Consider the following 19,429-nt stretch of genomic DNA (forward strand, 5'->3'; position numbering starts at 1 on the left):
GCTGCGGTGCTTGACGAAAGCGATCGTGATCTCTCAAGTAGGCTGCGGTTGAGCCTCACGACTGCGCCGGACGCGCAGTCCCTGATGTGACGATGTTTGGCTCACTAAGTCGTCCCGGCGAACCGCGCTTGCCCAAAATCATCCGCACGCGCATGTCGCAGCGCGCCTCGCGCCACGGAAGCTGATTGCGCGTGACTTGCCGCGCTCAGAAGCCGCCCCAATAGGGCGGTACGCCGTAGAAGCGATGCAGCTCGACTTCCTGCGAGCGGTCGCCCCAATCGAAATCCTTGTCGGCACGGAACGACGGCGCGCGCTTCAATTCGTCGTCCTCGATGTCGAGCTCATAAGCCTCGAACTTCGTATTGTAGTGCAGCCGGCCCCACGGCAGCGGAAGCAGATTGGTTCCGATACCGAGGAAACCACCGAAGCTCAGCACCGCGTACGACACCTTGCCCGAGATCTTGTCGATCATCAGCCGCTCGATATGGCCGATCATGTCGCCATTGGCCCGGCGCACCGCCGTGCCCTCGACGCGATCGCTTGCAATGAGCTGATGCGGCCTTGCACTGACCTCGACAGCCATCTCACCCTCCTGGCCTGAAAGAGAAATAACGCGTCGCCGGGGGAACGGGTTCCGGCCCTGGTTATGACAGCCGCCCTTCCCTTTTTCGGGCCGCCAAGGCAGCTCGGGGCCGCGGCGCAGCCTTGGAAAGTTCTATCCGTATTTCAAAGCATTAGGCTTGATGACAGAACGATAACTTTTCTCGACAGCACCGATCTGTAAACTCGTTCTGCCGGGCAAGATTTCAGAAATACACTGAAACAAAATTCCTGAGCCGCTTCCCCCGAATCACGGACAAAAGAGTCGGTATGACCCAGGCTGCGCCCAATATCCTTGTCGTCGAGGACGACCGCGAGACGCGGTCGCTCATCGCAAAATATCTCCGTACCAATTCCTGTCATGTCACGACCGCCTCCGACGGCCGCGAGATGGCCAAGGCCATGACCGACCACCGCGTGGATCTCCTGGTGCTCGACGTCATGCTGCCGGGCGAGGACGGCCTTAGCCTGTGCCGCAAGGTGCGCGCGGAGTCGCAGACGCCGATCATCATGCTGACCGCACGCGGCGAGGACGTCGACCGCATCCTCGGCCTCGAGATGGGCGCCGATGATTACCTGGCCAAGCCGTTCAACCCGCGCGAGTTGCTCGCGCGCATCAACGCGGTGCTGCGCCGGCAGGCCGCCGCGCGCAACGCCAGCGCGATCGAGGGGGCGACCACGCTGACCTTCCTCGGCTGGCGCATCGACATCCGCCTGCGCGAGCTGCGCAACCCCGAAGGGGCGCGCGTCGCCATGACCAGCGCCGAGTTCGACCTGCTGCGCACATTCTGCGAACGGCCCGGCCGCGTGCTGTCGCGCGACAGCCTGCTCGACCTGACGCAGGGCCGCAGCGCCGGCTCGTTCGAGCGTTCAATCGACGTGCTGGTCAGCCGTATCAGACGCAAGATCGAACCCGATCCGCAGGAAGCCACCATGATCAAGACGGTGCGGTCCGGCGGCTATGTGTTCACTCCCAGGGTGGAGGCGGTTGCCGCCACGAGCAACTGACCATGAAGCTGCTGCGTGTGCTGAGTCTGCGGGGGATCGGCGCCCAGATGGCGGCGCTGGTCGTCGTCTCGATCGTCACGCTGCACCTGATCATCACCGCCACCTTCCTGATCCATCGCCCGGACCGGCCGGAGCCGTCCGACCGCTGGCACACCCAGCTCGCCGCCGCCGCGCAACTGCTCGGGCACGCGCCGGCATCGGAGCGGCCGCGGCTCCAGGCCGACGTCATCAGAGCCTTCCCGCAGCTTGCGATCGCTGACTTCACGTCCGATACCAGCGCCCTCACCGAGACCGACCCGCCGAGCCTGCACGCGCTGCGCCGGCTCGGCGCCGGCTATCACGTCTTCTCTCTGCCGCGCGAGGCGGGCAGCACGCCGCATGACGGCGAGATCCGCCGCGTCGCGATCCGCCTGCCTGACGGCACCATGTTCGCCGCGAACCTGATGCCGGACCAGCACATGCGGCCGTTCTGGGGCGGGCCGTGGATGATGACGGTGCTGTTCGCCGTCATCAGCGTCACCCTGCTCGGCCTGTGGGCGGCATGGGCGCTGACGGCGCCGCTGTCGTCCTTCGTCAAGGCCGCGGAGACCTTCAGCCTGAACGGCGCTGCCGCGCCGCTGCCCGAACGCGGCCCCGAGGAGATCCGCTCGCTGGCCAAGGCGCTGAACCGGATGCGCGAGCGGATCACGGCATTGATCGATGACCGCACCAAGATGCTGGCCGCGATCAGCCACGACCTGCGCACGCCGATCACGCGGATGCGGCTGCGCGCCGAATTCATCGAGGACGAGACCCATCGCCACCGCATGCTGCGCGATCTCGACCAGATGCGCTCGATGCTGGAATCGGTGCTGTCGTTCCTGCGCAACGACCGCAAGCTCGAGGAGATGACGCTGGTCGACATCGCGAGCACGCTGCACCTCGTCACCGACCAGTTCGCCGACATGGGACATAAGGTCCGCTACGAGGGTCCGCAGCACGCGATGGCGACCGCGCGGCCAGCCGACCTGCATCGCAGCATCACCAATCTGGTGGACAATGCCGTGCGCTTCGGCGGCGAAGTCGCTGTTCGCCTCGACGTCAAGCCGGATCGCCTCGTCATCGACATCGAGGATGACGGCCCCGGCATTTCGGACGCGCACAAGGCAAGCGTGCTGGAGCCGTTCGTGCGCGGCGACCAGGCGCGCAACATGGACGAGGCTGAAGGCTTTGGCCTTGGCCTGTCGATCGCCAACGCCATCGTGCTCGCGCATGGCGGCACGCTGTCGCTGCACGATCGCAAGCCGCACGGGCTCGTGGTCCGGATCGAACTGCCGGCGCGGCAGCAACAGTTGCAGCCGCGGAAATCCGCAGCCTGATCAGCCGGGGCTGATCGGCGACGAAGCTGACCGATAACCAAAGCGTCAGGCGGCGAGCGGCGTGAGCTGCGCGGTGTCGTAGATCGCGATGGCCTCGAAGCGGTAATTGCAGACGCGGCAATTCCACAGGAACGACGTGCGCCCCTCGCTGTGCTCCACCCAATCGGGGCGGGCAATCGGCTTGCCGCATTGCGCGCAGGGATTTTCGCGAGGCATGTAGCCGGTGTCCTGCCGGACCATGGCGCATCTCCCGAATGTTGTTTCTTGCGTGCTTTTGAACGGACAGACGTGCTGACACGCGCGCTGTCGCCGATCAGTGTAGACCTTCATCGAGTCGTTTGCACGACAATCCGCTGTGGATAGTGTGCGGCAAAAGGCGGCCGCAAGAATCGGACGCAAAAACAATTTTCGGCTGCGACGTTTGAAGCAAACAATTTGAAGCATCTGTCTCCGCAAGCGCATCGTCCGCTTCAGCCGCACCCAGACGATCACGGACGCGGAACGTTTCGCTGATGCGAAGGTTTTGCCACATTCCTGCCCGCTCGCCGTACCAATGAGACCGCAGAACCGACGCGCGTTTGATCACCCCCGGGCGACCCGAGATGAAGACCCTTCAGAGCCTTAGCTGCCTTGCTGCCGTCATCGCGGTGCTGGCGTCTTGCGCCAGTGCGCAGGCACAATCGCGCGCGCAATATGAGGCGATGGTGGCGGCCGAGGCCCAGGCCAACCTGGTGCCGGAAGAGCTGGTGCATCGCGTCATCGTCCGCGAGAGCAAGTACCATCCGCAGCTGATCGGGCGCGGCGGCACCATCGGGCTGATGCAGATCAAGCTCGGCACCGCGCGCGGCCTCGGCTACACCGGTACCGCCGAGGGTCTGCGTGACCCCGGCACCAACCTCAAATACGGCGTCAAATACCTCGCCGGCGCCTATCGCGCCGCCAATGGCGATCACGACCGAGCCGTGCGTTATTTCGCGGGCGGGTATTACTACGTCGCAAAGCGGCAGCGCGGTGGTCACCTCAAGGAGGCGCTGCATGGCGGCGCGGGTGCGCCACCGAAGGAACTCGCCAGGCAAGGCCAGATGCAGGACCAAATGTCGGCCGATATCGCCGAGCCGAAGCCGGAACAGGCTCCTAAATAGGTGCTTGCGTGTTCCGGACACGATGCAACGCGCAGCGTTGCGACCGGGGCACGAGCGCTTTGCGCACGCCGCGGCGCCGCTCCTGGCATACAAGTTGACACATCCGCCCATCCGCCTACATTGGGGGCGTTCCGAGGGGTGCTCCGAAGGAGGAGCTGAGATACCGCAAGCTTGGACTTCGCCGTCACGGCGATCAGTTCGGGACCGCGGTGACCCTTTGAACCTGATCCGGGTCATGCCGGCGAAGGGACAGGGATGTACCAGACGTCAAGACCGCGGGGGGATTCCCCCGTCTCCATCATCGGCGCAGGCATAACCGGCGCCTGGCATGCGTTGTTGCTCGCAGAGGCCGGACGTGCGGTCACCCTGCATGAGCGCAGTGACGCTGCGATGACGCAATCCACAAGCCACTGGGCCGGCGGAATGCTGGCGCCCTGGTGCGAGGCGGAAGCCTCCGAGCCTGTGATCTCGCGGCTCGGCATTCGTTCGCTCGACCTATGGCGGCAGCATCTCCCGGAAACGGCGTTCAACGGTTCGCTGGTGGTGGCGCATCCGCGCGACCGCGCCGATTTCGAGCGCTTTGCCCGCCTCACGTCAGGTTATCGCCGGCTCGACGCCGAGGGCGTCCGCGAACTCGAACCGTCGCTCGAGGGCCGCTTTCGTGACGGTCTGTTCTATCCCAACGAGGGCCATGTCGAGCCGCGCCGCGTGCTGCCGCGGCTGCATGCCGCGATCGCCAAGGCCGGCGGCGCCATCAAGTTCGGCAGCGACGCCGAGGCAGATGATCTCGACGGCCTGGTGATCGACTGCCGCGGGCTTGCCGCGCGCGACCGCGAGCCGAGCCTGCGCGGCGTCAAGGGCGAGATGATCGTCATTGAGACCGCGGAGGTCGAATTGTTGCGCCCGGTGCGGCTGATCCATCCGCGCTGGCCGCTTTACGTGATCCCGCGCGGCGACGGCCGCTTCATGCTGGGCGCGACCTCGATCGAAGCCGAGGACAACGGCGTCAGCGTGCGCTCGGCGCTGGAACTGTTAGGGGCCGCCTATGTGGTGCATCCGGCGTTCGGCGAGGCGCGCATCGTCGAATTCGGCGCCGGCCTGCGCCCGGCCTTCCCGGACAATCTACCCAAAATCAGCATCGAGCAGGAACGCATCACGGTGAACGGACTCTACCGCCACGGCTTCCTGCTGGCGCCGGCGCTGGCCGAGCTGACGCTCGCCTATCTCGCACGCGGCGAAATCGACAATGAGGTGATGCAATGCGCGTGATCGTGAACGGCGAGCAGCGGGAGATCGCGGCTTCCAGCGTCGACGCGCTTTTGGCCGAGCTCGATTACGAGGGCACGCATTTCGCGATCGCAGTGAATTACGACGTGGTGCCGAAGAGCCGCTGGGCCGAGACCGCGCTCAAGGCCGGCGACGAGATCGAGATCATCACGCCGCGGCAGGGAGGGTGATGTGATGGCATTTCATGCAAGCCTTCTCCCCTCGTCGTCCCGGCGAAAGCCGGGACCCATACTCCGCGGCCCTTCCGTGAAGCACGCGGGGAGACGTTCCCTGCGGCAATTGCCGGTCGTGGTTATGGGTCCCGGCCTTCGCCGGGACGACAGATTGATTTGAGGAGACACCACGGATCATGGTCACCTTCTACGGCAAATCCTTCCCGTCCCGCCTGCTGATCGGCACGGCGCTGTATGCCTCGCCGGCGATCATGCAGGGCGCGATCCGCGCCTCGGGCGCCAGCATCGTTACCGTATCGCTCCGCCGAGAAGCCGCGGGCGGCAAGACCGGCGATGCGTTCTGGGCGCTGATCCGTGAGCTCGGCGTCACCGTGCTGCCGAACACCGCGGGCTGCCGCAGCGTGCGCGAGGCGGTGACCACCGCGAAGCTGGCGCGCGAATTGTTCGGCACGCCCTGGATCAAGCTCGAGGTGATCGCCGACAACGACACGCTGCAGCCCGACGTGGTCGGCCTGGTGGAGGCCGCCACGATCCTGATCAAGGACGGTTTTGAAGTGTTCCCCTATTGCACCGAGGATTTCTCGGTGGCGTCGCGGCTGGTCGAGGCCGGCTGCAAGGTGGTGATGCCGTGGGCCGCGCCGATCGGCAGCGCCAAGGGCATCACCAACCGCGACGCCTTGAGGCTTTTGCGCGACCGCCTGCCCGACATCACGCTGGTGGTCGACGCCGGCCTCGGCGCGCCCTCGCATGCGGCCGAAGCGCTCGAGCTCGGCTACGACGCCGTGCTGCTTAACACCGCGGTGGCGAAGGCCGCCGATCCCGTTGCGATGGCCAATGCCTTCCGCCTCGGCGTCGAGGCCGGCCGCACCGCCTATGAAGCCGGGCTGATGGAAGCCCGCGACTTCGCCTCCCCCTCCACCCCTGTCGTTGGGACCCCGTTCTGGCATGCCGTATCCTGATCGCCACGCGTATCCTGATCCGTTCTATCCCGTCGTCGACAGCATCAAATGGGTCGAGCGACTGACCAAGCTCGGCGTCGGCACCATCCAGCTCCGCGCCAAGGACCTCGACGATGCCGAGGCGCTGCAGATCGTCACCGACGCGCTGGCGGTGACCAAGGGCACGGGCACAAAGCTCGTCGTCAACGATTACTGGCGCGCGGCGATCGTCGCCGGCGCCGAGCATCTGCATCTCGGCCAGGAAGACCTCGCTGACGCTGATCTCGCCGAGATTCGCAAAGCCAGGCTGACACTCGGCGTCTCCACCCATGACGATGCCGAACTCGACGCCGCGCTCGCAGCGAAACCCGACTATGTCGCGCTCGGCCCGATCTTCTTCACCACGCTGAAGTCGATGCGGTTCGCGCCGCAGGGCATTCCGAAGATCACCGAGTGGAAGAAGCGCATCGGCGCCATTCCGCTGGTCGCGATCGGCGGCATCAAGTTCGAGCACGCCGCCGAGATCTTCGCCGCCGGTGCCGATTCGATCGCCGTCGTCAGTGACGTCACCCAGAACGCCGACCCCGACGCGCGGGTGCGGCAATGGCTCGGCATCCGTGCGGAGGCTGCATGATGCTGCCCAGCACACGCTGTCCATACCGTCACCCTGAGGTGGCCGCTTCTTCAGCGGCCCTCGAAGGGCGACGGCTCGGCTCGTCGACCCTTCGAGGCTCGCTTCGCGAGCACCTCAGGGTGACGAGAACAACGACATTCACGCACACGAATTAAACCGGAGGATCTCATGAACATCCGCTCCAACCCCGACACCACGCTCCCCGCCGTCACCACAGGCTCGCTGCCCTCATCGCGCAAGATCTTTGCGACCCCGGAGGCCGCACCCGACATCCGCGTTCCCTTGCGCGAGATCATCCTGTCCGAGGGCGCCGGCGAGCCGAACCTGCCGGTCTATGACACCTCGGGCCCCTACACCGATCCCGCCGTCACGATCGACGTCAACAGCGGCCTGCCGCGCAATCGCCTCGCCTGGGTCAAGCAGCGCGGCGGCGTCGAGGAATATGAGGGACGCACCATCAAGCCGGAGGACAACGGCAATGTCGGCGCATCCCACGCCGCCAAGGCGTTCACCGCGCATCACAAGCCGTTGCGCGGCCTGGACGGCCACAAGATCACGCAGCTCGAATTCGCCCGCGCCGGCATCATCACCAAGGAGATGATCTACGTCGCCGAGCGCGAGAACCTCGGCCGCAAGCAGCAGCTCGAGCGCGCCGAGGCAGCCCTCGCCGACGGCGAGAGCTTCGGCGCCGCGGTGCCGGCCTTCATCACGCCGGAATTCGTCCGCAGCGAGATCGCGCGCGGCCGCGCCATCATTCCGTCGAACATCAACCATGCCGAACTCGAGCCGATGATCATCGGCCGCAACTTCCTCACAAAAATCAACGCCAATATCGGCAACTCGGCGGTGACCTCGTCGGTCGAGGAAGAGGTCGACAAGATGGTGTGGGCGATCCGCTGGGGCGCCGACACCGTGATGGACCTCTCGACGGGGCGCAACATCCACACCACCCGCGAATGGATCCTGCGCAACTCGCCGGTGCCGATCGGCACCGTTCCCATTTATCAGGCGCTGGAGAAGTGCGAAGGCGATCCCGTCAAGCTGACCTGGGAGCTCTACAAGGACACCCTGATCGAGCAGTGCGAACAGGGCGTCGACTATTTCACGATCCACGCCGGCGTGCGGCTGCCCTACATCCACCTCACCGCCAACCGCGTCACCGGCATCGTGTCGCGCGGCGGCTCGATCATGGCGAAGTGGTGCCTCGCGCATCACAAGGAGAGTTTTCTGTACACGCATTTCGATGAGATTTGCGATCTGATGCGGAAATACGATGTCTCATTCTCGCTCGGCGACGGGTTGCGCCCCGGTTCGATTGCGGATGCGAACGATCGAGCCCAATTCGCAGAGCTGGAAACGCTCGGCGAACTGACAAAAATCGCGTGGGACAAGGGCTGCCAGGTCATGATCGAGGGCCCCGGCCACGTGCCGATGCACAAGATCAAGATCAACATGGACAAGCAGCTCAAGGAGTGCGGCGAGGCGCCCTTCTATACGTTGGGCCCGCTGACCACCGACATCGCGCCGGGCTATGACCACATCACCTCGGGCATTGGTGCGGCAATGATCGGCTGGTTCGGCTGCGCGATGCTGTGCTACGTCACGCCGAAGGAGCATCTCGGCCTGCCCGACCGCAACGACGTCAAGGTCGGCGTCATCACCTACAAGATCGCGGCCCACGCCTCCGATCTCGCCAAGGGCCACCCCGCCGCGCAGCTCCGCGACGACGCATTGAGCCGCGCCCGCTTCGACTTCCGCTGGCAGGACCAGTTCAACCTCGGCCTCGACCCCGAGACCGCGAAGAACTTCCATGACGAGACCCTGCCAAAGGAAGCCCACAAAGTCGCGCATTTCTGCTCGATGTGCGGCCCGAAATTCTGCTCGATGAAGATCACCCAGGACGTCCGCGACTACGCCGCGACGCTCAACGACCCGACCGGCGTCGGGGCATCGATCTCAGGCACCATCGAGGACGGCATGGCGACGATGAGCGCCAAGTTCAAGGAGATGGGCGAGAACTTGTATCTCGATGCGGAGAAGGTGAAGGAGAGTAATCGGGTGCTGTGATCCTTCCGCTCGTCATGCCCGGGGCCTGTCCGGGTATCCATCAAATTGAGAAGCCGGGCGAGAGCCCGGCTTTCTTCCTTCTAGAGGATGATGAAATTAGATTGAAAAGCCACCACGAAGGTGGTGCCCCTCTCCCGCTTGCGGGGAATGGCTGGGCTGGGAGCCCTCTTCACGAACCATGTCGTGGAGAGAGCCCGCATCCGTATCGCATCTTCGATACGAAACGGCCTAAGAGCAGGCTTCGCTTGTCTCGACCTCGCGAGCATGAGAGGCGCGACCAGTCTGCCGCGAGAGCGCTTCAACTCGACTTTATCCAGCTCTGGAGGCGTGTGATCATCATCACGCGCGTGCAAGGTGGCAATGTCCTTTCAACGCCGACATTGACTGGGAATAAGTTGAGTATCAGCTAAGGGCCGAAAGCAGAATTCAACCATCCCTCGCACTGGTCTAAAAGACAGGGCTGTGCGAGGTCGCGCAAATGGCATAACAAATGCACTTGACGACGAAAGCACTGACAATAGTCGGTATTCCGCTTCTAGGGATTCCGGCACTCATCATTGCATTCACCGGCCTATATTATAGCTTACAAGCAGCCGATAACCTTAAGCCGGATTCCAATTGGCCAAAGTTTGGGAGCATGGCCAAGGGGTCGCTCCCCTTAATCCCGCGTAGCGAATTTACAGAGTTGGGTCTCTCGTACCGCCGTCGTGCATATATCTTAGCCTTCATATTTGTTGCTTGGTACCTCGTGATCGTATCGTATATGTTTATTGCGGTTTGGATGACTTCATGAGGACGGTGAGCTTCTCGCCGGCAAGCGTTGCACGGATGAGCGAAGCGACATCCGGGGTTGCACTGTTCCCGCATGTCGCTGCGCTCATCCGGGCTAGCAACTAACCGACCCCTACGACGCTCCGTGCGTATGCGGGCCACGACTTACTATCCGGCACGCTTGGGACTCCACGCTTTGTGCACGAACTCAAGACGGTTGCCGTCGAAGTCGGCGACGTTGGCGGCGTAGTAACCGGGGGCGAAGTAGGTGCGATCCGCCGGTTTACCCTCGTCGGTGCCACCAGCCTTGATTGCAGCGGCGTAGGCGGCGTCAACGAGCTCATTGGTGTCGCAGACAATCCCGAGATACAGCCCGGTCTCGCCGGGGTTGCGTTGCCGAAGCCAGATGCTCGATCCGACCGCCTTTCCGCTGCCGTACATATCGTCAACGATGCCGTAAAGATCGGGGACGCCCTTGGGGCCCGAAGCTGAGTCGTAGTTGCCGAAGACCTTCCAGCCGAGCGGCTTCAGGGCTTCAGAGTAGAAAGCCAGCGACTTCTCGATGTTGGTGACGGAGATGTAGACGTGGTCGATCATTTGGTCACCTTCGATGTGGATCGTGTTGTCCGTTCAGGACAATGTTTTATGTAGGGTGGGTTAGCCGAAGGCGTAACCCACCGACTGGGCGGCGAGAAGATGGTGGGTTACGCTGCGCTAACCCACCCTACGGCGCCGACGCGCCAACAGTTGCCATCTGCGCGCCGCCGTGCGCCCTCGCCCCAAACTCAATCTCCCGATACCCCTCCGCCGCCACGCCATTGATGATCCCCAAGAACTTCGGCGTCCCGCCGTTGTAGACGAAGTACCGCACGGTGCCTTCCTCGTGGCCGGCGACGTTGGAGTTGTAGCCGGTGAACCATGACTTGGCTTTGCGCATCAGCATGATCTCGTACATTTTCGCGACGTGCGCGGTCCAGCGCTCTTGCGCTTCCAAGGTGGCGTCGGCGCGGGTCAGGCCGCGGTCCCACATGTATTGCAGCAGGTTGGTGCACCAGTTGACGCCGTTCTCGATGCCGCGCGGGAAGTTGGTGGACGCGGAGGCGCTTTGCGGGCCCGTGGGCATCAACAGGTTCGGGAAGCCGTGCACGAGCATGCCGAGGAAGGTCGACGGCGCCTGCTTCCATTTGTCGGCGAGCTTCGCGCCACCGACGCCTGATATGTCGATCAGATCATAGGCGCCGGTGATGGCGTCGAAGCCGGTGGCGTAGACGATGATGTCAAAGTCGTAGTCGCGCGCCGTGGTGCGCAGGCCTGTCTCGGTGACGCGCACCAGCGGCGTCTCGCTGAGATCAACGAGATGCACGTTGTCGCGATTGTAGGCCTCGAAATACCGGGTCTCCAGCGGCAGGCGCTGCACGCCAAAGCCGTGGTCCCGCGGGATCAGCTTTTCGGCGACCTTGGGATCGTTCACACGGCGGCGGATGCGACCCGCGATATATTCGGACAGTTCGGCATTGGCGGCCTCATCCATGAAAATCTCGCGGAAGTTCGCGAGCCAGATGCCGAAGCCGGGCTCGTCGTAGAGTCTGTCCCATAGCTTAAGCCGCTCCTCGCGGCTCACCTCGTAGAAGCCGCGCTTGTCGGGACCGTGCACGAAGCTGCCCGGCGTCAGCGCGCAGGCGGCGAAGATCTCGTCGTAGCGCGCGCGGATGTCGGCCATTTCCGCTTCCGAGATCGCGCTGTTGTTGAGCGGCGCGCTCCAGTTCGGCCGGCGCTGGAACACCGTGAGCTCGCCGACCTTGCCCGCAATCTCGCCGATCACCTGAATGCCGGTCGCGCCGGTGCCGATCACGGCGACCTTCTTGCCCGCGAGATCGACCGGCTCGTGCGGCCAATAGTAGGTGTGAAAGGAACGCCCCTTGAAGTCCTCGATTCCAGGCACGCGCGGCATGGTCGGCGCCGAGAGCAGGCCGATGCCCAGCACGACGAAGCGGCAGGAGAGCCGGCGGCCGTCGCTGAGCTTGAGCTGCCAGAGGTCGCGCGCCTCATCGAACCGCATCGCCTCGACCTTGCAGCCAAACTGCATGTGCCGGCGCAGGTCGAACTTGTCGGCGACGTAATTGAGGTAGCGCAGATTCTCGGGCTGGCCGGAGAAGCGCTCCTTCCAGTGCCACTCGTCGAGCAGCTCGCGCGAGAACGAGAAGCCGTAGGTATAGCTTTCGGAATCGAAGCGGCAGCCCGGATAGCGGTTCCAGTACCAGGTGCCGCCGAGATCGGGCGCGGCTTCGAGCACTGTAGCGTCGATGCCGAGATCGGCGAGCCGCTTGATCTGGTAGATGCCGGCGACGCCGGCGCCGACCACGATCACCTCGTAATGGGTTTTCGCCTCTCCCGTCATGTCCGCTCCCAAAATTCTTCTTGATCTGTTGGATGGGATTACAGACCCTTTTGCTGGTGCAGGCAACTGCGCGCGAGCGGGCGCGACTTGCGTTGAGGCGCTGCGAACGCCACATCGTAGCCCGGATGAGCGAAGCGACATCCGGATTTGCGAGCGCCCCGCATATCGCTACGCTCATGCGGGCTACGCAGCTAAGGCTACCATGACCGACAATCTCACCGGCGTCTGGGACGGCAGCTATGTTCAGCCAGGCGGCATGGTCACCTTCCTGGCGACGCTGATCGACGCCGGCGGCGCGCTCGGCGGCAGCGTGACCGAGCCGTGCATGGCGGCGGGCTGCCCACTCAGCACCCACAACGCCTCGCTGGCAGGTCACCGCTCCGGCAGCGCGGTGTCGTTCGTCAAGCGCTACGAGCCGCGAGGCTACGGCTATGACACGGTGCACTATGAAGGCGCCGTCAATGCCGATGCGACCGAGATCGACGGGCGCTGGAGCATCCGCGGCACGGCGTACTCGGGAGCGTTCCTGATGGTGCGATCGACGGGGCCGGCGCAAGCGGTGGCGGCGGAAAACGAGGTGAAGGAGCCGGTGCGCTAGCGCGCAGCCGTACATCTTCGGAATTGATCATGCCCCAGCGCAGCGCCGGTTTGCTGATGTTTCGCCGCAGACGCGGCAGCGCGGAAGTGCTGCTGGTGCATCCGGGCGGCCCGTTCTGGACGAAGAAGGATGATGGGGCATGGTCGATCCCGAAGGGTCTCTATGAAGAGGGCGAAATTCCCCTGAGCGCCGCGAAACGCGAATTCGAGGAGGAGACGGGACAGCGGCCAGTCGGCACCTTCATCGAGCTCGGCGTGTTCAAGCAACCGAGCGGCAAGCATGTCAGCGCATGGGCGTTCGAGGGCGAGTTCGACCTCGCAGCGTTCAAGAGCAACACGTTCGCGATGGAGTGGCCGCCACGATCCGGCCGCCTCGCGGAATTCCCCGAGGCGGACCGCGCGGGCTGGTTTACATTGAAGGAGGCGTTCAGGAAGGTTACCAAGGGACAGCTGCCTGTCCTGAACAGACTGGTCGAGAAGCTTGGCCTGCCGAAAGACGATTTCATGTAGGCAGGATCGCCCCGCTGCTCTGCTCCCTCCTTCCGCGATGCCCGATAACAATCCCCACCGCCTCCCCGACCAGCTCCGCGCCAACCTGCGGCTGGTGTTCGTCGGCACCGCGGCCAGCACGCGCTCGGCCGCGGTCGGGCATTACTACGCGCATCCCGGCAACCGGTTCTGGCGCGCGCTGCATGAGGCCGGCATCACGCCACGGCTTTATCGGCCGGACGAGTTCACCGCATTGCTCGAACTCGGCATCGGCTTCACCGATCTCTCCAAGACCGGCGCCGGGATGGATCACGAGATCGCGCGGGGCTCGTTCGATGTCGCGGACTTCAGGACGAAGATCGAGATGGTTCGGCCGAAGAGCATCGCTTTCACCAGCAAGAAGGCGGCGAGCCTGTTTTACGGCAAGCCGACCAGCGCGCTTGCGCTCGGGCGGCAGCCGGCCACGAGCGGCTTTCCTGATGTGTTCGTATTGCCGTCGCCATCGGGTGCGGCGTCCGGGCACTGGACGTTGCAGCCGTGGCGCGAGCTCGCCGAGAGGATCGCAGAATCGTAGGGCGGGTTAGCGCAGCGTAACCCGCCATCTTCAATCGCGGATATAAGTCGGTGGGTTACGCCTTCGGCTAACCCACCCTACGCACCGCGCCCCTCACTCCTTCAACGTGATCGCAAGCCCGCTGAGGTCGACATTGGCCATCAGCCCGATCTGCTTGCCGCTCAGTTCGAGCACCGCGCCGTTCTGGTTGGTCAAGAGGATGCCGCGCACGCCGGCGCCGAGCGCAACGCCCATGCCCGCCGCGGCATAGACGCCGGCGATATCCTGGGCGCGGCGGATGTTGCGCACCCGCCCCTGCAACGTGGTCTGGGAGCCGCCGAACACGAGGCCGTAGTCCAGCCCGCCGGCGGTGAGCCCGTAGGTCTGGCCGTGGAAGGTCAGGACGCCTTTGCCGGCGGAGCCGCCGAAGAACCAGCCGCCCTTGAAGATGACGAGCGTCACCGCGCCCTCGTCGGCCAGTGCAGCGGACGATCCGGTGAGCAGCGCCAGCGCAAACAGCACGGCGCGGGCGGCGGATGACAATCTCATGGGGGGTTCTCCGGACGAAGTGAAGCGAATCGCTGGCAATCCAATCGGGCGGCGGCACGTCGAAATGCCGGCAAAACACGCGGGATTGCGCTTGTTCCTGTTATTGCGGAGTCTATCATCGCCCATGTAGTCGCGCGACCATTGGCGCATGCGCTGCCACCGCTTTGCGCCATCGCTGAGGAGTTTGCGCAACAGGGACCCGCACCGATGCACGATTTCACCCCACTTTCCGGCCTTCTCGGCGGCGCGCTGATCGGCCTGGCCGCGGCGCTGCTGATGCTGCTGACCGGGCGGATCGCCGGCGTCACCGGCATCGTCGGCGGCCTGCTCCAGCCCGATACCGCCGACCGCACTGCCGACCGCGCCTGGCGCATCGCGTTCATCGCGGGGCTGATCGCGGCGCCCTTGATTGCGGCGCTATTCGGCGCGCCGCTGCCGCGGCCTGCGATGAATGGGAGCCTTGTGGTGATCGCGATCGCGGGCGTTCTGGTCGGGTTCGGCACAAGGATGGGCAATGGCTGCACCTCGGGCCACGGCGTCTGCGGCTTCGCGCGGCTGTCCGGGCGCTCGATTGCCGCCACGTTCATCTTCATGACGGCGGCGATCGTCACCGTTGCCATCGTCAGGCACGGGATCGGGGGTTAGCGATGCGCCTTCTCGCAAGCTTCCTCTGTGGCCTGATCTTCGGCGCGGGCCTTCTGATCTCGGGCATGACCGATCCGCAGAAAGTGCTCGGCTTCCTCGATCTGTTCGGCGCGTGGGATGCGACGCTTGCCTTCGTGATGGCGGGTGCGGTTGCGGTCGCGGCATCCGGCTTTGCGATCGCGCGGCGGCGCACCGCGCCTGCCTTCTCGGCGCGCTTCCTCTGGCCCGACCGCAACGACATCGACGCGCCGCTCGTTGGTGGCGCAATCCTGTTCGGCATCGGCTGGGGCCTCGCCGGCATCTGCCCGGGGCCCGCGCTGGTCAACCTTGCCGGTCTTTCGCTGCCGATCGTGGTGTTCGTCGTCGCGATGCTGGCAGGCATGATCGGCCAGGATCTCTTCGGCAAGAATCTCTGGCGGCAGCGTACGCTGGCGCCGAGCGCCGTCGAAACCACTTCCCTTCCATCTCGCGCAGACGGGTGACCCCATGACTGAGATCAAGCACTTCCCTCCTCCGCCCGGCGTCACGGCGCCGCCGCTCTCGTTCGGCGCCCGCGTCGGCGACCTCCTGTTCATCTCAGGCATTCCCGGCTTCGACGCCAACCGCGAGCTGCCCGACGGCTTCGAGGCGCAGTTCGCCAATGTCGTCACCAATTTCCGGCGCGTGCTGACCGAGGCCGGCGCGACGATGCGCGATCTGGTCAAGGTCAACGTGCTGCTGACCCGCGCCAGCGACGTTGCGACGATGAACGTTCTGTATGCCGGCGCGTTCGGCCCTGCACCCTACCCCGCGCGCACTACCTGCGTCGTGGTGGCGCTGCCCAATCCGAAGATGCTGATCGAGATCGAGGGCGTGGCGTCCGTGAAGGGGTGATGGCTCTTTTCGTCATTCCCCGATGCGCAATTGCGAACCGGGGAATGACGAGTAGAGGACGAATAGAGAGAGCGCCCGCCTGCGACAAGACAAGCTGATTGAATCTGGGCCGCGCAACACATTCAGTGTCGTCCCGGCGAAGGCCGGGACCCATTACCCCAAATCTCGATTGCTGCGCGAGGCTGGGGCCGCGTTCCCGTTCACAATTAAATTCGGTGGTTATGGGTCCTGGCTTTCGCCAGGACGACGATGTGGAGAGAGCTGGGCACAAATCCACGCTGCACCGCGCGTGTTCAGTCAGCCCCTAGAACAACGACCCCTGCCCGTCGTCCTCGCGCACCGGCGCCTTTCGCACTGCCGCCTTCTTCAGGGCCGGCGCGTCTTCGGCGGCGATCTCTTCCGCGGTCATCGGCAGCAGCAATTGCGCGTCATCGTTGGCGACGGCATTCACGCGCATCGTCACCTGGTGCCAGGCGAACTCGCCGACATCGGGACCTTTCAGCATCGGCATCACGTCGTCGACATCGTTAGGCAGGCAATCGAGCCAGCGCGCGAATTGCTCGGGCTTGATCGTGACGGGCACGCGGTGATGCAGTTGCGCGAGGTCGGGGCTCGCAGGCGCAGTGACGATCGCGACCGTGTCCTGCTCCTCGCCGTTCGGCCCCATCCAGGTCTCGGCCAGCGCGGCGAAAGCGAGCGGATGGCCGTCGCGGCGATGGATGAAGAACGGCCGCTTGCGGCCACCGGCGTCCTGCCATTCGTAATAGCCGTCGGCCGGGATCAGTGCGCGGCGCCGCTTGATCGCGTTTTTGAAAGCCGGCTTCTCCCGCACCGTCTCGGAGCGGGCGTTGATGAGCAGCGAGAACGTGCGGGGATCCTTGACCCAGGACGGGATCAGGCCCCAGCGCATCAATTGAAAATGCCGGCCGCCATTTTGCAGCAGCACGACCGGGATCGGCTGGGTCGGCGCAACATTATACCGCGGCGGAAAATTCGGCTGCTCGATGTAGCCGAACATCTCTCGCAAGGCCGCCGGCGGTGAGGTAATGACAAAGCGTCCGCACATATCCTGTCCAGGGTGGTATCCGTTTATTCCGCCTTAACTTGGACCGTTAAAGACTGCGACCAATGACCTCAACGGCCGCCATAGCGGGCTCTTCCCCGCGACCGACGTACCCCGACGAGGCGCGGGCGGCGCTGTTGCGCGCCGCCAACATCAATCCCCGCACCGGGCTTGCGACCGACTACCTCAATCACTTCAACGAAGCCATCATGCTGCTCGAGATGGTGCCGGACTTGCCGGAATGCGCCAGCGATTTCCTGGAATGGCAGCCACTGTCCTATGCCGAGCATTTCACCGCGTCCAACTTCAAGGCGCGCGACCTCGCGATCGAGGCCTATGAGACCGCGGACGCCCGAATCCGGGCCGAATTCGACCAGCTCACCGCCAGCATGACCAGTATCCTGACCGAGGTCGGCGCCGCTATGCGGCAATTGCATCAGGATAGGAGCCGGGTCGCGCTCGCCGAGCAGGCCATCGTCTGGGTCAAGCCGCTGGTGATGCAGACCGCCGGTGTCATCAACGGCGCCGCCGAGGCCGATGTCGAGAGCATCATGGCGGGCGCCTGATTTATCGGGCATGATGGTTGTCAAAACTGGTTGTCGTCTTGAGCTCTCCCGAACCTCCGATCCGCCCGCAGCTCGCCGTCTCCGGCGTGATTTTCCGCGACGGCAAGGTGCTGCTGGTGCGCCGCGCCCGCTCGCCCGGCAAGGGCTTCTATTCGCTGCCCGGCGGTCGGGTCGAGTTCGGCGAAACGCTGCACACCGCCCTGCACCGGGAGATCGACGAGGAGACTGGCCTCAGGGTCGAGATCCTGGGGCTGGCCGGCTGGCGCGAGGTGCTGCCGACCGGGCCCGGCACCGGGCACTATGTGATCATGACGTTCGCGGCGCGCTGGGCCTCCCGCGACCCCGTGCTGAACGACGAGCACGACGATTTCAAATGGCTGGCGCCGGAGGAGATCGGCAACCTCAAGGTCACCGGCGGTCTCCATGAGGTCATTGCGGCCGCCCGGCGGCTGGTTTGAGGCCTGTTCGGGGACGGTATTGAAGCCTTGCCGCCTTGCCTCGGGCGCATTGAGGGGGCATACCACGGCGATCCCGGAACCCCTGATGATCAGAGCCTTTCTCGCCGTTGTGATCCTGATGTCGGCATGCCTCGCGACGCCCGCCCGCGCGCAGGACGCGGCTGCGCCGTTCGACGGCGACCTGCAGCGGCTCGCCGAGATCCTCGGCGCCCTGCACTACCTGCGCGGCATCTGCGGCTCCAACGAGGGCGCCAAATGGCGCAACGAGATGCAGGCGCTGATCGACGCCGAAACCCCCTCCGGCGACCGCCGCGCCCGCATGGTCGCGGGCTTCAACCGCGGCTACAACGGCTTCCAGCAGACCTACCGGACCTGCACCCCCGCGGCCTCCGTGGCGATCCGCCGCTACATCGAGGAAGGCTCGAAGATCTCGCGCGACCTGACGGCCCGCTATGCCAACTGACCGCGCGATCTTCTTCGACCTCGACGGCACCCTGACCGACCCGAAGCCCGGCATCACCGGCTCGATCCAGTATGCGCTGGGCAAGCTCGGCCGCCCGGTTCCCACGCAGGACGAACTGACCTGGTGCATCGGGCCGCCGCTGCGGGCGAGCTTTGCGATGCTGCTTGGCGGCGAGGAGCTCGCCGACCGCGCCGTCGAGCTCTATCGCGAGCGGTTCGGCGATGTCGGGCTGTTCGAGAACAGCGTCTATCCCGATATCGCTGATGTGCTGGCGGAGCTGCGGCAGGCGCCGGGGCGCATCTACGTTGCGACCTCGAAGCCGCATGCGTTCGCGACGCGGATCGTCGCGCATTTCGGCCTCAGCCGGTATTTCGACCACGTGTTCGGCTCCGAGCTCGACGGAACCCGGGTCAACAAGGTCGACCTGCTGGCCTATGCACTGGCGCAGACCGGGGCCGACCCGGGCAAGGCCCTGATGATCGGCGACCGCAGTCACGACGTTGTCGGAGCGAATCGCAACGGCATCCGCGCGATCGGCGTCACCTATGGCTACGGCACGCCGGAGGAACTGATCGAGGCCGGCGCCAGCCATCTGTGCGCCTCGCCGCGCGCCGTGCTGGACCATATCCACAGCTCATTTGGCTGATCGCGGCGGCGCTATCCGGAATTCCCCTTTAAATGCCGTGACGGGCGTTAACCTTTTCGAAAGATGTGGGCTAGGCGGTACCCGCATGCGTGATAAATCTCGCGCGTCGCAGTGGTTCGCTCCTCGGACCGCGCGCATTCATTTTGCAGAG

The 19,429-nt window shown here is 64.7% G+C and carries 24 protein-coding genes and 1 riboswitch; of the genes, 18 read left to right on the forward strand and 6 right to left on the reverse strand.

What is annotated here, in order from left to right; all coding sequences use genetic code 11:
• Positions 1 to 205 precede the first annotated feature (205 nt).
• Positions 206 to 583: a PRC-barrel domain-containing protein gene (locus tag AAFG13_RS14910; RefSeq protein ID WP_212310602.1), complete on the reverse strand. Its 378-nt coding sequence runs from the start codon at positions 581 to 583 to the stop codon at positions 206 to 208.
• 287 nt (positions 584 to 870) lie between these two features.
• On the opposite strand from AAFG13_RS14910, the gene AAFG13_RS14915 reads away from it, so the two are divergent.
• Together AAFG13_RS14915 and AAFG13_RS14920 are read left to right on the forward strand one after the other, a co-directional pair.
• On the forward strand, positions 871 to 1,608 hold the full coding sequence (locus AAFG13_RS14915) for a response regulator (protein ID WP_021079973.1): 738 nt from the start codon (positions 871 to 873) through the stop codon (positions 1,606 to 1,608).
• Positions 1,609 to 1,610: 2 nt separating this feature from the next.
• On the forward strand, positions 1,611 to 2,966 hold the full coding sequence (locus tag AAFG13_RS14920; RefSeq protein ID WP_342712462.1) for an ATP-binding protein: 1,356 nt from the start codon (positions 1,611 to 1,613) through the stop codon (positions 2,964 to 2,966).
• 45 nt (positions 2,967 to 3,011) lie between these two features.
• On the opposite strand, the gene AAFG13_RS14925 is transcribed toward AAFG13_RS14920, so the two are convergent.
• Positions 3,012 to 3,206, reverse strand: coding sequence for a hypothetical protein (locus tag AAFG13_RS14925; RefSeq protein ID WP_212310604.1), 195 nt, complete (start codon positions 3,204 to 3,206; stop codon positions 3,012 to 3,014).
• Positions 3,207 to 3,568: 362 nt separating this feature from the next.
• Between AAFG13_RS14925 and AAFG13_RS14930 the strand changes: the two genes are divergently transcribed.
• The 6 genes from AAFG13_RS14930 to thiC all read left to right on the forward strand — a co-directional run bounded on the left by AAFG13_RS14930 (position 3,569) and on the right by thiC (position 9,207).
• Positions 3,569 to 4,108 (forward strand): lytic transglycosylase domain-containing protein, encoded by a 540-nt coding sequence (locus tag AAFG13_RS14930; protein ID WP_342712463.1) that lies wholly within the window; start codon positions 3,569 to 3,571, stop codon positions 4,106 to 4,108.
• Positions 4,109 to 4,232: 124 nt separating this feature from the next.
• Positions 4,233 to 4,376, forward strand: a riboswitch (TPP riboswitch).
• On the forward strand, positions 4,364 to 5,377 hold the full coding sequence (locus AAFG13_RS14935) for an FAD-dependent oxidoreductase (RefSeq protein ID WP_342712464.1): 1,014 nt from the start codon (positions 4,364 to 4,366) through the stop codon (positions 5,375 to 5,377). It overlaps the preceding riboswitch by 13 nt.
• Positions 5,368 to 5,565, forward strand: coding sequence for a sulfur carrier protein ThiS (gene thiS / locus AAFG13_RS14940; RefSeq protein ID WP_342712465.1), 198 nt, complete (start codon positions 5,368 to 5,370; stop codon positions 5,563 to 5,565). Before AAFG13_RS14935 ends, thiS begins: the two co-directional genes overlap by 10 nt.
• Positions 5,566 to 5,744: 179 nt before the next feature.
• Positions 5,745 to 6,527, forward strand: a complete 783-nt coding sequence (locus AAFG13_RS14945; protein ID WP_342712466.1) for a thiazole synthase — start codon at positions 5,745 to 5,747, stop codon at positions 6,525 to 6,527.
• Positions 6,514 to 7,140, forward strand: a complete 627-nt coding sequence (locus AAFG13_RS14950) for a thiamine phosphate synthase (protein ID WP_342712467.1) — start codon at positions 6,514 to 6,516, stop codon at positions 7,138 to 7,140. Before AAFG13_RS14945 ends, AAFG13_RS14950 begins: the two co-directional genes overlap by 14 nt.
• Positions 7,141 to 7,308: 168 nt before the next feature.
• Positions 7,309 to 9,207: a phosphomethylpyrimidine synthase ThiC gene (gene thiC / locus AAFG13_RS14955; protein ID WP_342712468.1), complete on the forward strand. Its 1,899-nt coding sequence runs from the start codon at positions 7,309 to 7,311 to the stop codon at positions 9,205 to 9,207.
• A gap of 939 nt (positions 9,208 to 10,146) precedes the next feature.
• Here thiC and AAFG13_RS14960 read toward each other — a convergent pair.
• The gene (locus AAFG13_RS14960) at positions 10,147 to 10,575 is read right to left on the reverse strand and encodes a VOC family protein (protein ID WP_342712469.1); all 429 of its coding nucleotides are present in this window, start codon (positions 10,573 to 10,575) and stop codon (positions 10,147 to 10,149) included.
• A gap of 127 nt (positions 10,576 to 10,702) precedes the next feature.
• Entirely contained in the window at positions 10,703 to 12,376 is a 1,674-nt protein-coding gene (locus AAFG13_RS14965) for an NAD(P)/FAD-dependent oxidoreductase (protein ID WP_342712470.1), read from the reverse strand.
• A gap of 202 nt (positions 12,377 to 12,578) precedes the next feature.
• Between AAFG13_RS14965 and AAFG13_RS14970 the strand changes: the two genes are divergently transcribed.
• From AAFG13_RS14970 to AAFG13_RS14980, 3 genes are read left to right on the forward strand one after another with little or no spacing between them, the layout of a single operon-like run.
• On the forward strand, positions 12,579 to 12,974 hold the full coding sequence (locus tag AAFG13_RS14970) for a hypothetical protein (protein ID WP_342712471.1): 396 nt from the start codon (positions 12,579 to 12,581) through the stop codon (positions 12,972 to 12,974).
• 29 nt (positions 12,975 to 13,003) lie between these two features.
• Positions 13,004 to 13,483, forward strand: coding sequence for an NUDIX domain-containing protein (locus AAFG13_RS14975; protein ID WP_342712472.1), 480 nt, complete (start codon positions 13,004 to 13,006; stop codon positions 13,481 to 13,483).
• 37 nt (positions 13,484 to 13,520) lie between these two features.
• A complete protein-coding gene (locus AAFG13_RS14980) occupies positions 13,521 to 14,036 on the forward strand; it encodes a mismatch-specific DNA-glycosylase (RefSeq protein WP_342712473.1) in 516 nt (171 codons plus the stop codon).
• Between the two features lie 93 nt (positions 14,037 to 14,129).
• Here the strand turns inward: AAFG13_RS14980 and AAFG13_RS14985 are convergent, their stop codons facing one another.
• Positions 14,130 to 14,564 carry a hypothetical protein gene (locus AAFG13_RS14985; protein WP_092116023.1) on the reverse strand — a complete coding sequence of 145 codons (435 nt, stop codon included), beginning with the start codon at positions 14,562 to 14,564 and terminating at the stop codon, positions 14,130 to 14,132.
• 207 nt (positions 14,565 to 14,771) lie between these two features.
• On the opposite strand from AAFG13_RS14985, the gene AAFG13_RS14990 reads away from it, so the two are divergent.
• Genes AAFG13_RS14990 through AAFG13_RS15000 form a run of 3 tightly spaced genes read left to right on the forward strand, consistent with a single transcriptional unit; the run spans position 14,772 to position 16,082 of the window.
• Positions 14,772 to 15,209 (forward strand): YeeE/YedE thiosulfate transporter family protein, encoded by a 438-nt coding sequence (locus AAFG13_RS14990; protein WP_212310616.1) that lies wholly within the window; start codon positions 14,772 to 14,774, stop codon positions 15,207 to 15,209.
• A gap of 2 nt (positions 15,210 to 15,211) precedes the next feature.
• Positions 15,212 to 15,691 (forward strand): DUF6691 family protein, encoded by a 480-nt coding sequence (locus tag AAFG13_RS14995; protein WP_342712474.1) that lies wholly within the window; start codon positions 15,212 to 15,214, stop codon positions 15,689 to 15,691.
• A 4-nt stretch (positions 15,692 to 15,695) separates the two neighbouring features.
• Positions 15,696 to 16,082, forward strand: coding sequence for a RidA family protein (locus tag AAFG13_RS15000; RefSeq protein ID WP_229168840.1), 387 nt, complete (start codon positions 15,696 to 15,698; stop codon positions 16,080 to 16,082).
• A 304-nt stretch (positions 16,083 to 16,386) separates the two neighbouring features.
• Here AAFG13_RS15000 and AAFG13_RS15005 read toward each other — a convergent pair whose 3' ends face one another.
• On the reverse strand, positions 16,387 to 17,148 hold the full coding sequence (locus tag AAFG13_RS15005) for an SOS response-associated peptidase (protein WP_212310619.1): 762 nt from the start codon (positions 17,146 to 17,148) through the stop codon (positions 16,387 to 16,389).
• Between the two features lie 62 nt (positions 17,149 to 17,210).
• On the opposite strand from AAFG13_RS15005, the gene AAFG13_RS15010 reads away from it, so the two are divergent.
• The 4 genes from AAFG13_RS15010 (at position 17,211) to AAFG13_RS15025 (ending at position 19,278) form a co-directional block, all read left to right on the forward strand.
• Positions 17,211 to 17,711, forward strand: a complete 501-nt coding sequence (locus AAFG13_RS15010) for a hypothetical protein (RefSeq protein WP_212310620.1) — start codon at positions 17,211 to 17,213, stop codon at positions 17,709 to 17,711.
• A 38-nt stretch (positions 17,712 to 17,749) separates the two neighbouring features.
• A complete protein-coding gene (locus AAFG13_RS15015) occupies positions 17,750 to 18,169 on the forward strand; it encodes an NUDIX hydrolase (RefSeq protein ID WP_212310621.1) in 420 nt (139 codons plus the stop codon).
• 85 nt (positions 18,170 to 18,254) lie between these two features.
• Positions 18,255 to 18,632 (forward strand): TIGR02301 family protein, encoded by a 378-nt coding sequence (locus AAFG13_RS15020; RefSeq protein WP_050424352.1) that lies wholly within the window; start codon positions 18,255 to 18,257, stop codon positions 18,630 to 18,632.
• Positions 18,622 to 19,278, forward strand: coding sequence for an HAD family hydrolase (locus AAFG13_RS15025; RefSeq protein WP_212310622.1), 657 nt, complete (start codon positions 18,622 to 18,624; stop codon positions 19,276 to 19,278). The genes AAFG13_RS15020 and AAFG13_RS15025 overlap by 11 nt, the downstream gene beginning before the upstream one ends.
• The last annotated feature ends 151 nt before the right edge of the window (positions 19,279 to 19,429 follow it).

It is taken from the genome of Bradyrhizobium sp. B124, assembly GCF_038967635.1.
In the GTDB taxonomy this organism is placed as follows: Bacteria; Pseudomonadota; Alphaproteobacteria; order Rhizobiales; family Xanthobacteraceae; genus Bradyrhizobium.